10 protein-coding genes and 1 pseudogene are annotated in these 12,725 nt (G+C 67.6%); 7 read left to right on the top strand and 4 right to left on the bottom strand.

Annotation, left to right across the window (positions count from 1 at the left end; all coding sequences use genetic code 11):
• Nucleotides 1-39: 39 nt before the first annotated feature.
• The 7 genes from HH212_RS11825 (at nucleotide 40) to HH212_RS11795 (ending at nucleotide 8,258) form a co-directional block, all read left to right on the top strand.
• A complete protein-coding gene (locus HH212_RS11825; RefSeq protein WP_170202654.1) occupies nucleotides 40-918 on the top strand; it encodes a CorC family transporter in 879 nt (292 codons plus the stop codon).
• 198 nt (nucleotides 919-1,116) lie between these two features.
• Nucleotides 1,117-2,697 (top strand): apolipoprotein N-acyltransferase, encoded by a 1,581-nt coding sequence (gene lnt, locus HH212_RS11820; protein ID WP_229217683.1) that lies wholly within the window; start codon nucleotides 1,117-1,119, stop codon nucleotides 2,695-2,697.
• Between the two features lie 157 nt (nucleotides 2,698-2,854).
• Entirely contained in the window at nucleotides 2,855-3,787 is a 933-nt protein-coding gene (glyQ, locus tag HH212_RS11815) for a glycine--tRNA ligase subunit alpha (RefSeq protein WP_170202653.1), read from the top strand.
• A gap of 24 nt (nucleotides 3,788-3,811) precedes the next feature.
• A complete protein-coding gene (gene glyS, locus HH212_RS11810) occupies nucleotides 3,812-5,908 on the top strand; it encodes a glycine--tRNA ligase subunit beta (protein ID WP_170202652.1) in 2,097 nt (698 codons plus the stop codon).
• 9 nt (nucleotides 5,909-5,917) lie between these two features.
• Entirely contained in the window at nucleotides 5,918-6,487 is a 570-nt protein-coding gene (gene gmhB, locus HH212_RS11805) for a D-glycero-beta-D-manno-heptose 1,7-bisphosphate 7-phosphatase (RefSeq protein WP_170202651.1), read from the top strand.
• Between the two features lie 42 nt (nucleotides 6,488-6,529).
• Nucleotides 6,530-7,270 (top strand): lysophospholipid acyltransferase family protein, encoded by a 741-nt coding sequence (locus tag HH212_RS11800; protein WP_170202650.1) that lies wholly within the window; start codon nucleotides 6,530-6,532, stop codon nucleotides 7,268-7,270.
• A 175-nt stretch (nucleotides 7,271-7,445) separates the two neighbouring features.
• On the top strand, nucleotides 7,446-8,258 hold the full coding sequence (locus HH212_RS11795) for a M48 family metallopeptidase (RefSeq protein ID WP_308633263.1): 813 nt from the start codon (nucleotides 7,446-7,448) through the stop codon (nucleotides 8,256-8,258).
• Between the two features lie 31 nt (nucleotides 8,259-8,289).
• Here the strand turns inward: HH212_RS11795 and HH212_RS11790 are convergent, their stop codons facing one another.
• The 4 genes and pseudogenes from HH212_RS11790 to HH212_RS11775 all read right to left on the bottom strand — a co-directional run bounded on the left by HH212_RS11790 (nucleotide 8,290) and on the right by HH212_RS11775 (nucleotide 12,658).
• On the bottom strand, nucleotides 8,290-8,859 hold the full coding sequence (locus tag HH212_RS11790) for a YcxB family protein (protein WP_229217682.1): 570 nt from the start codon (nucleotides 8,857-8,859) through the stop codon (nucleotides 8,290-8,292).
• Nucleotides 8,860-8,908: 49 nt separating this feature from the next.
• Nucleotides 8,909-10,260, bottom strand: a pseudogene (gene waaA, locus HH212_RS11785) (lipid IV(A) 3-deoxy-D-manno-octulosonic acid transferase).
• On the bottom strand, nucleotides 10,257-11,237 hold the full coding sequence (waaC, locus tag HH212_RS11780; RefSeq protein WP_170202648.1) for a lipopolysaccharide heptosyltransferase I: 981 nt from the start codon (nucleotides 11,235-11,237) through the stop codon (nucleotides 10,257-10,259). The pseudogene waaA and the gene waaC overlap by 4 nt, the downstream one beginning before the upstream one ends.
• Entirely contained in the window at nucleotides 11,234-12,658 is a 1,425-nt protein-coding gene (locus HH212_RS11775; RefSeq protein WP_170202647.1) for a phosphomannomutase/phosphoglucomutase, read from the bottom strand. Before HH212_RS11775 ends, waaC begins: the two co-directional genes overlap by 4 nt.
• Between the last annotated feature and the right edge of the window lie 67 nt (nucleotides 12,659-12,725).

The following is a 12,725-nucleotide window of genomic DNA, read 5'->3' as shown; positions in this document are numbered from 1 at the left end:
GTATCCTATACCCTCCGCAACAACGGCTTTACGCCAACTATGCCCGAGCACCCTGCTGACGTCCGCACGGACGGCAAAACCCACCGGTCGCTGTTCGAACGGCTGACCGCACTGATCTCCCCCGAGCCCGAAAATCGCGCCGAGCTGCTCGAAGTGCTGCACGACGCCCACGAGCGCAACCTCATCGACGCCGATGCCCTGTCCATGATCGAGGGCGTGTTCCAGGTCTCCGACCTGTCGGTACGCGACATCATGGTGCCGCGCTCGCAGATGGACGTCATCGACATCACCAAGCCGATCGAGGAATGGCTGCCGGTCGTGCTGGAAACCGCGCACTCGCGCTTTCCCGCCATCGACGGCCAGCGCGACAAGGTGGTCGGCATCCTGCTGGCCAAGGATCTGCTGCGCTACTACGCGGAAGAATCGTTCGACGTGCGCGCCATGCTGCGCCCGGCGATCTTCATTCCGGAATCGAAGCGCCTGAATGTGCTGCTGCGCGATTTCCGCGCCAACCACAACCACATGGCGATCGTGGTCGACGAATACAGCGGCGTGGCCGGCCTGATCACGATCGAGGACGTGCTGGAACAGATCGTCGGCGACATCGAGGACGAATACGATTTCGACGAGGAAGAAGACAATGTCCTGTCGATCAAGGAAGGCCAGCTCGGCCCGCGCTGGCGCGTCAAGGCGCTGACCGAGATCGAGCAGTTCAACGAAGAGGTCGGCGCCAGCCTGTCCGAGGACGACGCCGACACCATCGGCGGCCTGGTGGCCAGCCACCTGGGACGCATGCCGCACAAGGGCGAGGTGTTCGACCTCGACAACCTGCGCTTCGAAGTGCTGCGCGCCGATGCGCGCCAGATCCACGTGCTGCTGGTCGAGAAAATCCCGGTCAGCGAAGACGAGCACGATTGACGGCAACACCATCAAGCGATGGCATCGGCCGGCATCGTACCGCTGGCATGAAAAATAGTACCAGCTTGTAAACCGTCGTCCCCGCGCAGGCGGGGACCCATACCGAGTCGACTAGAGTGGCTCAGCTTGGGTCCCCGCCTGCGCGGGGACGACGTGTTAATGAAGAAAATAAACGCCTTGAATGAATAGGAACCCCGCTTGATCCTGCGCCGCCGCACCCAAGCCGCCAACGCGCCCGATCCGTCCCTGCGCGGCACCCGTCCCGGTCTTGCTTCGCTGACCCTGGCCGTGCTGGCCGGCGCCAGCAGCCTGTTCTCGTTCGAGCCCTTCGGCTGGTGGCCGCTGCAGTTCGTGGCGCTGGCCTGGCTGTTCTACCAGGTCGGCATGGGCAGCTCGACGCGCCGCGCCACCCTGCTCGGCTGGGCGTTCGGATTCGGCTGGTCGGTGGCCGGCATGCACTGGCTGTACATCGCCATCACCCGCTTCGGCGGCTTGCCGGCAGCGCTGGGCGCGATCGCGATCGCCCTGCTCGGCCTGTACATGGGCCTGTTCGGCGCGTTCGCCGCCGGGGTCGGCGCCTGGCTGCGCAGGCGCTGGGCGCTGCCGGTGCCGGCGTTCCTGCTGCTGGTGCTGCCGGTGCTGTGGGGCGTGTCGGAATGGATGCGCGGCTGGGTATTCACCGGCTTTCCCTGGGCCGCTTCCGGCTATGCGCACAATACCGCGCCGCTGGGCGGCTTCGCGCCGATCCTGGGCGTGTACGGCATCGGCGTGCTGGTGGCCGTGTGCGCTTCCTGCCTGGTGATGCTGACCCAGCGCCAGCGCGGGCCGGCGCTGGCCTTGTTCGGCATGCTGCTGGCCGTGGGTTTCGGACTCAGGCAGATCGCATGGACCCATCCGGCCGGCCAGCCGATCACGGTGCGCCTGCTGCAGGGCGACATCGCGCAGGATGAAAAATTCAATGCCGCGCACCTGAGCGATATCCTGGTGCGCTACCGCGGCCTGCTCACCAGCGCGCCGGCCGACCTGATCGCGGCGCCGGAAACCGCGGTGCCGGTGTTTCCGCAACAGCTGCCGCCCGATTACCTGGCCACCTTCAGGGATTATGCCGCGCGCACCGGCAGTTACTATTTGTTCGGCATTCCGCTGGCCGATAGCGACACCGTGTATGCCAACAGCGTGGCCGGCATCGGCCCACAGGGCCAGGCCTACCGCTACGACAAGCAGCACCTGGTGCCGTTCGGCGAATTCATCCCGATCGGGTTCCGCTGGTTCACCAACCTGATGCAGATCCCGCTCGGCGATTTCACGCGCGGCGCGGCGGTGCAGGCGCCGTTCCCGGTCAAGGACCAGTTCGTGCTGCCCAACGTCTGCTACGAAGACGTGTTCGGCGACGAGATCGCACGCAACCTGCGCGCGGCGCAGCATCCGGCCACGCTGCTGCTGAACGTGTCCAACCTGGCCTGGTACGGCGAATCGGTGGCGATCCCGCAGCACCTGCAAATATCGCGCATGCGCTCGCTGGAAACCGGGCGCCCGATGCTGCGCGCCACCAACAACGGCGCCACCGCCATCATCGACGGGCGCGGCAACGTGCAGGACAGCATTCCGTTCTACCGCCAGGGCGTGCTGGCCGCCAAGGTGCAGGGCATGGCCGGCAACACGCCGTACATCGTGTGCGGCAACCTGCTGTTCCTGGGCCTGAGCGCGCTGGCGCTGCTGGGCGCCTGGTTCAGCGGCAGGGCGCGGCGCGCCGCCGCGCGCGCCACGCCCGCGGCCTGATCCGCAGCGATGCGGCGCCAGCGCTTGGTTGCCGAAGAAAAATATTTTATATACCAGTGAAACCCCGATTCATTTCGGCATACCCATAAAACCCGCTAGAATTGGTGTTTTAGCAAACCGACCGTGTTCGCGCCCGTGCGCGCGCGAAGCCTACCAGATGCTCACATTCCAACAAATCATCCTGACGCTGCAAACCTACTGGGACAAGCAGGGTTGCGCCCTGCTCCAGCCGTACGACATGGAAGTCGGCGCGGGTACCTTCCACACCGGCACCTTCCTGCGCGCGATCGGCCCGGAGCCGTGGCGCGCCGCCTACGTGCAGCCGTCGCGCCGTCCCAAGGATGGCCGCTATGGCGAGAATCCGAACCGCCTGCAGCATTACTACCAGTACCAAGTCGTGCTGAAGCCCGCGCCGGAAAACATCCTCGACCTGTACCTCGGCTCGCTGGCCGCACTCGGCCTGGACCTCCAGAAGAACGACGTGCGCTTCGTCGAGGACGACTGGGAAAGCCCGACGCTGGGCGCCTGGGGCCTGGGCTGGGAAGTCTGGCTGAACGGCATGGAAGTGACGCAGTTCACCTACTTCCAGCAGGTCGGCGGCCTCGATTGCAAGCCGGTGCTGGGCGAGATCACCTACGGCATCGAGCGCCTGGCGATGTACCTGCAGGGCGTGGAAAACGTGTACGACCTGGTGTGGACCGAGTGGGAAGAGAATGGCGTCACCAAGCGCCTGTCCTACGGCGACGTGTTCCACCAGAACGAGGTCGAGCAATCGACCTACAACTTCGAACACTCGAACACCGAGCTGCTGTTCCAGGCCTTCGCCAACCACGAGAGCGAAGCCAAGCGCCTGATCGAGCTGGAACTGACGCTGCCGGCGTACGAGCAGATCATGAAGGCATCGCACAGCTTCAACCTGCTGGACGCGCGCGGCGCGATTTCGGTCACCGAGCGCGCCGCCTACATCGGCCGCGTGCGCACGCTGTCGCGCCTGGTGGCGCAGGCCTATCACGACTCGCGCGAAAAGCTCGGCTTCCCGATGCTGCCCAAGACCGCCGCGATTGCCGCCGCCGACACCAAGGCCGGTTGAGTCCAGCACAGAAAAAACAACACCATGAACCAGACCCTCCTCCTCGAACTGCAGACCGAAGAACTGCCGCCGAAGGCGCTCGTGAAACTGGGCGCCGCCTTTGCCAACGGCATCGCCAACGGCCTCAAGGCGCGCGACTTCCTCGACGCCGACAGCGTCGTCACCGCCTACGCCACCCCGCGCCGCCTGGCCGTCGCCATCACCCACGTGCGCGCCACCTCGCCGGATAAAACCATCCGCGACAAGGTGCTGCCGGTGGCCGTGGCCCTGGACAAGGACGGCAACCCGACCGCGCCGCTGGCCAAGAAGCTGGCCGCGCTCGGCTTCCCGGGCCTGGCGGTGGCCGACCTCGAACGCGCCCAGGACGGCAAGGCCGAGAGCTTCTTCTACACCCACACCGCCCCCGGCAGCACCCTGGCGGACGGCCTCCAGCCGGTGCTGGAAGAAGCGGTCGCCAAGCTGCCGATCCCGAAGGTGATGAGCTACCAGCGGCCAAGCGGTGAGACCGTGCAGTTCGTGCGCCCGGTGCATACCCTGCTGGCGCTGCACGGCGCCGAGGTGGTGCCGCTGTCGCTGCTGGGCTTGAGCGCCGGCCGTTCCACCCTGGGCCACCGTTTCCTGTCGGACGGCCAGCCGTTCGACATCGAGCATGCCGACAGCTACGCCGAGCAGCTGGAAAGCCGCGGCAAGGTGGTCGCCACGGCCGAGGCGCGCAAGGAATCGATCCGCGCCCAGCTGCTGGACAAGGCCGGGGACGACCAGGTGCTGATGCCGGAAGCGCTGCTGGACGAAGTCGCGGCGCTGGTCGAATGGCCGGTGGTCTACGAATGCCGCTTCGAGGATGCCTTCCTGGCGGTGCCGCAGGAATGCCTGATCCTGACCATGCAGACCAACCAGAAATACTTCGCGCTGACCGACGCCGCCGGCAAGCTGCGTTCGCGCTTCCTGATCGTCTCCAACCTGGCGACCGACGACCCGAGCGCCATCGTCGGCGGCAACGAGCGCGTGGTGCGTCCGCGCCTATCGGACGCCAAGTTCTTCTTCGAGCAGGACAAGAAGAAGACCCTGGCATCGCGCCTGCCGCAACTGGCCAACGTGGTCTACCACAACAAGCTGGGCACCCAGCTCGAACGCACCGAGCGCGTGACGCGCCTGGCGACGGCGCTGGCCACCCGCCTCGGCTACGATACCCAGCTGGCGGAGCGCGGCGCACGCCTGGCCAAGGCCGACCTGCTGACCGACATGGTCGGCGAGTTCCCGGAACTGCAAGGCATCATGGGCACCTATTACGCCCGCAACGACGGCGAGCCGGAACAGGTGGCGCTGGCCGCCTCCGAGCACTACCAGCCGCGCTTCTCGGGCGACGCCCTGCCCTCCACCGACACCGGCCTGGTGACGGCGCTGGCCGACAAGCTGGAGACCCTGGTCGGCATCTGGTCGATCGGCCTGCAGCCGACCGGCGAGAAGGACCCGTTCGCGCTGCGCCGCCACGCGCTGGGCGTGGTGCGCATGCTGGTCGAGAAGCGCCTGCCGCTGGGCATCTCGCAGTTGCTGGCGGATGCCGCCGCCGTGTTCGCGGGCCAGGCCGGCTTCAAGGACCCGACCCAGGAAGTCACCGTCTTCATGCTTGACCGCCTGCGCGGCCTGTTGCGCGAGCGCGGCTTTTCGCCGAACGAGGTGGAAGCGGTGCTGGCGCAAAACCCGGACCGCGTCGACGACGTGGTGCAGCGCCTGGAAGCGGTGCAGGCCTTCGCCGCGCTGCCGGAAAGCGCCTCACTGGCCGCCGCCAACAAGCGCATCTCCAACATCCTGAAAAAGAACGAGGAAGCGCTCGCGCAAGCAGGCGCGGTGGACGCCGCCCTGCTGCAGGACGCGGCCGAGAAGACGCTGTACGCCAGCGTGCAGCGTGTGCAGCCCGACGTCGATGCCGCCTTCGCGCGCGGCGACTTCGCCGGCACCCTCAAGACGCTGGCGCAGCTGCGCGACGACGTCGATGCCTTCTTCAACGACGTGATGGTGATGGCCGAGGATGCCGCCCTGCGCAACAACCGCCTGGCCCTGCTGTCGATCCTGCACCGCATGATGAACCGCGTGGCCGACATCTCGAAGCTGGCTGCCTGAGGTGGCCGCATGAAGCTGATCATCCTCGACCGGGACGGGGTCATCAACCATGACTCGCCCGCCTTCGTGAAGTCGCCTGCCGAATGGATCCCGATCCCGGGATCGCTGGAAGCGATCGCGCGCCTGAACCAGGCCGGCTACCGCGTCGTGATCGCGTCGAACCAGTCCGGCCTGGCGCGCGAGCTGTTCGACATGGCGACCCTGAACGCGATCCACCAGAAGATGCACGCGATGGCGCAACTGGTGGGCGCCGACATCGACGCCATCTTCTTCTGCCCGCACGCGGCGGCCGACAACTGCGATTGCCGCAAGCCGAAGACGGGCATGTTCGAGGAAATCGGCAAGCGCTTCAAGCTCAACCTGAAGGGCGTGCCGGTGGTCGGCGACTCGCTGCGCGACCTGCAGGCCGGCTTCGTCAGCGGTTGCACGCCCTACCTGGTCCTGACCGGCAAGGGCGAGAAAACGCAGGAAACCGGCGGCCTGCCGCCGGGCACCCAGGTCTTCGCCGACCTGGCCGCCATGGTGAGCGCCTTCCTCAAGGCGCAAGCGCCCGGCCAGCCGCCGCTGCGGGCCGACTGAGCCGGCCAACCAATCCATCCAACCTCCTGCGGAGACCCTTCTTTGCGTACTGCCACCCTGTTCCTGCGCTCGCTGCTGTTCACGATCGTGATGACGATCGCCACCGTCGTGTGGTCGTTCGTGTGCTTCCTCGCCGCCCCCCTGCCCTACCCCAAGCGCTTCCTGGTGACCTCGCGCTGGAACGTCTTCGTCATCTGGTGCGCACGCGTCATCTGCGGCATCCGCTACCAGTTCAAGGGCTACGAGAACCTGCCGGACCATCCGGTGATCCTGCTGTCGAAGCACCAGTCGGCTTGGGAAACCATCTTCATGCTGCCCAACATGAAGCGCGCGCTGGTCTACGTCTTCAAGAAGGAAATCCTGTACATCCCGTTCTTCGGCTGGGGCATGGCGCTGATGCGTATGATCCCGATCGACCGCAGCAAGGGCCGCAACGCCTTCACCCAGGTGGTCAAGCACGGCAAGCGCCGCCTGGCGGACGGCCAGTCGATCATCATGTTCCCGGAAGGGACGCGCATCCCGGTCGGCGAAAAGGGAAAGTACAAGAGCGGCGGTGCGCGGCTGGCCGTCGAAACAGGTGCAATGGTCGTGCCGATCGCGCATAATTCGGGTGAGTGCTGGCCCAAGAATTCGTTCATCAAACGACCGGGCCTGATCACCGTCTCGATCGGCAAACCGGTATCGCCCCAACATCACACTCCCGACAGCCTGATGCAAGAGGTCGAAAATTGGATAGAATCGGAAATGCGCGTCATTTCGCCCCACGCCTACAGAGGTACCTGAACGAACTGGGCGCGTCGGCCAAGGCACCGCCTGCGCCGGCATCCGGTTCGCAGCCCGCCATGACTTCCCCCAAGACCGATACCAGGCAACTGGACCTGTTCACCCAGGACTTCCTGGCCGCGCTCCTGCCTTCGGCGCCCGGGCCGAAGGTACCCGCTTCTCCCCCGCCGCACCCGTGCCGCCGGCGCCGCTGTTCAAGGCGCCGCCGGTACCGACCCGCACCCTGCCGGTGCCGCCATGCGGCCCGAACGACGCGCCGCTGCGCGCCATCCAGCTCGGCTCGCACACCGTCCACTACCTCCTGCGCCACTCGGCGCGCCGTTCCTACGGCTTCATGATCGACGACGACGGCCTGCGCGTGACGGCGCCCAGGCGCTCCAGCCAGGCCGGCATCGACAACGCCCTTCGTGCCAAGCAGGGCTGGATCCTGGCCAAGCTGTTCGAACGCGGCGAACGCCATGCCAGGCGCCGCGAACGGGCGCCGCTGGCATGGGTGGATGGCGCAGTGCTGCCCTACCTCGGCGGAGAAATCACGCTGCGCCTGCAGCCGGCGGCGCGCAGCCACTGTGCGTTCGATCCGGAGGCGCGCACCCTCGACCTGGGCGTGACACCCGGCATGAGCGAAGGGCAGATCCGCGAGCGCGTGAAAGGGTGGTTCCAGGAACGGGCGCATAGCCTGTTCGGCGAACGCCTCGACCTGTACGCGCCGCGCGTCGGCGTGCGCTACAACGCCTACGCGATCTCGTCGGCCGGCACGCGCTGGGGCTCGTGCACGGTGGCCGGCAACATCCGCCTGAACTGGAAGCTGGTCCATTACCCGCTGGCGCTGCTGGATTACGTGGTGGTGCACGAACTGGCGCACCTGCGCGAGATGAACCACAGCCCGCGCTTCTGGGCGGTGGTGGAATCGGTGTTCCCGGACTACGACGGCGCCAAGGCGGCGCTCAAGAAGCGCTCGGCGGAAATGCCGGTGCTGTTCCAGGATTGACGCATCGTCCGACGTGCGTAGGGTGAGATGGCTACACCGTCCCGCGCAGCTGGAGTTCTCCTGCCGTGCGCGCCGCGGCGATGCCTTGCATGGCCTCGGTCTCGTCGCGACTGAGGCAACGGAACGGAATCGGCAGCGTGCCGCGCTTCAGGACCATCATGAAGCCCTTCGAGTAGGTGCGGATACGGCTCACGTCGTCCCACGAGATCAGGCTGACGCCGGTCTCGCTGGTGCGCACGATGCCGTGCTGGTCGATCGTGAATTCGTAGGTGCGCCGCCCGCGCCCCAGCAGGATGAAGTGCAGTGCCGCAGCCAGCGTGCTTTTCAGGCGCATGTAAAAGCCCAGCGGCTGGCGGATGCGGCGCCGGCGGATCAGGTAGCCGCCGTGTTCCCACATGAAGCCGATGTACTCGAACAGGGAATAGCGCACCCAGAAATGCAGCTGGCGCGCCGCGGCGGGTGGGTGGACAACCGGGATCGAGGCGGCCGGCATGGCGTCGGCCCCGAGATCGGCAGCGAAGCCGTGTACTTCCGGCTGTTCCATGAGCGCGGCGCCCGCTTCCGCATCGGCGCCCGCGCGTGCGCGAGTAGACCACAACATGCGCATCCCCTTTCGTTATTTCTTTAACCAAAGGGCATGGTAACAAAAGCTAGGCGATTACCCGTTGCAAGAGTTCAACAGTGCGCGCCGTGGCGCCGCGGTGGCGGTCGGCGAAGGCCTGCGCGCGCGCGCCCATCGCTGCGCGCCGCGCCGGATCGCGCAGCAGGGTGGCGGCTTCCTGCACCAGGGCACCGGCATCCGCTACCCGCACGGCGCCGCCGGCGTCCACCGCCTCCGCGGTCGCCTGCAGGAAGTTGAAGGTGTGCTGGCCGACCAGCACCGGCTTGCCCAGGGCGCAGGCTTCGATCAGGTTCTGGCCGCCGAGCGGCAGCAGGCTGCCGCCGATGAAGGCGCAATCGCAGGCGGCATAGTAGGCGAACATCTCGCCCATCGAATCGCCCAGCAGAATGTCGGCCTCGATCGCGGTAGCGGCCTCGCCCCCCCAGCGGCCTCGAATACCGTATCGGCCTCGCGCGGTGCAGCCGCATCGCCGCGCTGCGCGAGTTGCGAGCGGCGCGCCAGGCTGAAGCCGCGCTCCTGCGCCAGGCGCGCCACATCGTCGAAACGCTGCGGATGGCGCGGCACCAGCAGCAGCAGCGCGTCGCCGCGCTGGCTGTCCGGCAGCGCACGCCAGGCATCCAGGAGCAGCGCTTCCTCGCCCTCGCGGGTCGAGGCGCACAGGAACACCGGGCGCACGCCGCAACGCGCGCGCAGCATGGCGCCGGTCCGCAGCGCGGCCTGGGGCGGCACCACGTCGAACTTGATGCTGCCGGTGACCGCCACCTGCGGCGCGCCGAGCGAGGCGATGCGCGCGGCGTCGGCATCGGTCTGCGCCGCCACCAGGGTGATGGCGCGCGCCGCCTCCGTCATCAAGCCGCCGACGCGCCGGCCGCGCCGCAGCGAGCGTTCCGACAGGCGCGCATTCACCAGCGCCACCGGCACCGCTCCCGGCACCCGCGCGCGCGCGCAGCCGGCGATCAGGTTCGGCCACACCTCGGTCTCCATCAGGATGCAGACCTGGGGCGCGAAATGGCGCAGGAAACGGCCGACCATGAAGCCGGTGTCGTACGGCAGCCAGGCTTGGATCACGCGCTCGCCGTGCCGGGCGAACAGTGCACGCCCGGTGGCGCGCCCGGTCGGCGTCATGTGGGTCAGCAGGATGCGGCAATCGGGCCGCGCCGCCAGCAGGGCCTCGACCAGCGGTTCGGCGGCGCGCGTTTCGCCGACCGACACCGCATGCACCATGATGGTCGGGCGCGGCACGGGTCGATCGCCGTAGAAGCCGAGGCGCTCGCCCACGTGGGCGCGGTAGCCCGGCTCCTTGCGCCCGCGCCACCACAGGCGGCCCAGCACCAGCGGCAGCGCCAGCCACCACATGAAGGAATATAACAGCCGCATCAGGTGCGCTCCAGCAGGCCGCGCGCCGCGGCGATGGCCTGCGCGGCGTCCGGTGCGGCGCCGGTGTCGCCCAGGTTGACGATGCGCGGCGACCAGTTGCCCTCGGTCTTCCAGCGCGGCGAATCCACGTAGAGTTCCAGCGTCGGCGTCAAAAAGGCCGCGGCGATGTGGGTCAGGCCGGTGTCGACGCCGACCGCCAGCGCCGCATGGCGCGCCAGCGCGACCGCTTCCATCATCGGCAACCTGGGCAGCACGCGCGCGTTCGGCAGCGCCGCGGCCAGCGCTTCGGCATCGCTCTTTTCGCGCGGTGACCCCCAGGGCAGCAATACCGTCAGCGGCGCCAGCGCCTGTCCGAGCGCGATCCAGTCGCGCTGCGGCCACTTCTTGGCGTCGCGCGCGGTGCCGTGGAAGAACACGGCATACGGTCCTTCCGGCATCCAGGTAGGGCGTCCGTCCGCCGCCGGCGCCGGGAGCCCGAAATCGGGCGGCGTATCGAGCGCGTAGCCGAGCGCGGCGGCAGCCACCTGGCGTCCGCGCGCCACCGCATGGGTGCGCGGCGCCACCGGAATGCTGCGCGTGTGGAAAATGCGCGAGACGCCTTCGTACCCGGAATCCTCGGTGCCGTTGGCCAGCCCGATTTTCTGGCCGCCCGGACGCACGCGCGCCGCCGCCATGATCAGGCCGGTCTTGATCAAGCCCTGGGTATCGAACACGTAATCGTATGCTTCGGCGCGCAGTTCGCGCCAGAAGCCGCGCAGCTCGGCGCGCACCGCCGCGTCGCCCAAGCCCTTGCGCCAGCGCCGCAGCGCGAACGGGATCACCTTGCGCACCATCGGGTTCAGGCGCACCAGCCCGACGTAGCCCTCTTCCACCACCCAGTCGACCTGGGCGGCGGGATCATGGCGCAGGATATCCGCCACCATCGGCAGGTTGTGCAGGACGTCTCCCAGGGACGACACCCTCACCAGCAGTATCTTCAAGGGCAGCTCGCTCCGAATGGCAGCGTGGCGTCGGGCGCGACGGCCAGGATCACGCGCGCGAAGTCCTGCTGGATGCGCGCCAGCGCTTGCGGCGTATCGGCTTCGAAGCGCAGCACCACCACCGGCGTGGTGTTGGAGGCGCGCGCCAGGCCGAAGCCATCCGCGTATTCCACGCGCAGGCCATCGATGTCGACGATGCGCTCGGCGCCCGGGAAGGTGGCGCTCGCGCGCAGTTTGCCGATCAGCGCGAAGTGTTCGCCTTCGGCCAGGTGCAGGTGCAGTTCCGGCGTGCTGTACGCTGTCGGCAGGGCATTGAGCAGGGCCGACGGGTCGGCCACGCGGGTCACGATCTCGAGCAGGCGCGCGCCGGTGTACAGGCCGTCGTCGAAGCCGAACCAGCGGTCCTTCCAGAAGATATGGCCGCTCAGCTCCCCGCCCAGCGGCGCGCCGGTTTCCTTCAGCTTGGCCTTGAGCAGCGAGTGGCCGGTCTTCCACATCAGCGGTTCGCCGCCATGGCTGGCGATCCATGGCCCCAGGTGGCGCGTGCACTTGACGTCGTAGAGGATGCGGGCGCCCGGATGACGGCTCAGCACGTCGCTCGCAAACAGCATCATCTGGCGGTCCGGATAGATGATCCGGCCATCCTTGGTGACCACGCCGAGGCGGTCGCCGTCGCCGTCGAAGGCCAGGCCGATTTCGGCATCGCCGGTGCGCAACTGGTCGATCAGGTCCGCCAGGTTTTCCGGTTGCGCCGGGTCCGGGTGGTGATTCGGGAAACGGCCGTCGACGTCGCAGAACAGTTCGATCACCTCGCAGCCCATGGCGCGGAACAGGTCGCCGGCAAAGGCGCCGGCCACGCCGTTGCCGGCATCGATTGCGATCCTGATCGGGCGCGCGATCCTGACATCGCCGGCGATGCGCCGGATATAGGCGTCGCGGATGTCGTGCGTCGTATAGCCGCCCTCGGACGGCGCCGCATCCGCAGTACTCCGGTCGGCGTCGCCGCCTTGTCCGTCGCGCGCGATCGCCTCGTACAAGTCCTGGATGGCGTCGCCGTGGAGCGTTTCGCCGGCCAGCACCATCTTGAAGCCGTTGTAATCGGGCGGATTGTGGCTGCCGGTGACCATGATGCCCGAGTGCGCATCCAGCACGTTGGTGGCGAAATACAGCATCGGGGTGGCGACCATGCCCAGGTCGATCACGTCGACCCCGGCCGCTTGCAGGCCCCGCGCCAGCGCCGCCGCCAGTTCGGCAGCGGACAGGCGGCCATCGCGGCCGATCACGACCTTGCGTTCGCCCTTGGCCAGTGCGGCAGCGCCGAACGCCTCGCCGATTCTGCGGGCAATACCCGCATCCAGCGTGCTGCCGACCACGCCGCGGATATCGTATGCCTTGAAAATCGTCCTGGAAAGAGAAACCATGGATGCGTTACCTTGATGAACTGTCTTCAGAGACTTGCATGCTTACACCCTATTGCAGACGGCCAAT

The sequence above is a fragment of the Massilia forsythiae genome (assembly GCF_012849555.1).
GTDB lineage: Bacteria > Pseudomonadota > Gammaproteobacteria > Burkholderiales > Burkholderiaceae_D > Telluria > Telluria forsythiae.
The sequence above is the reverse complement of the archived record's forward strand: the minus strand, read 5'-3'. Positions and strand labels throughout refer to the sequence as shown.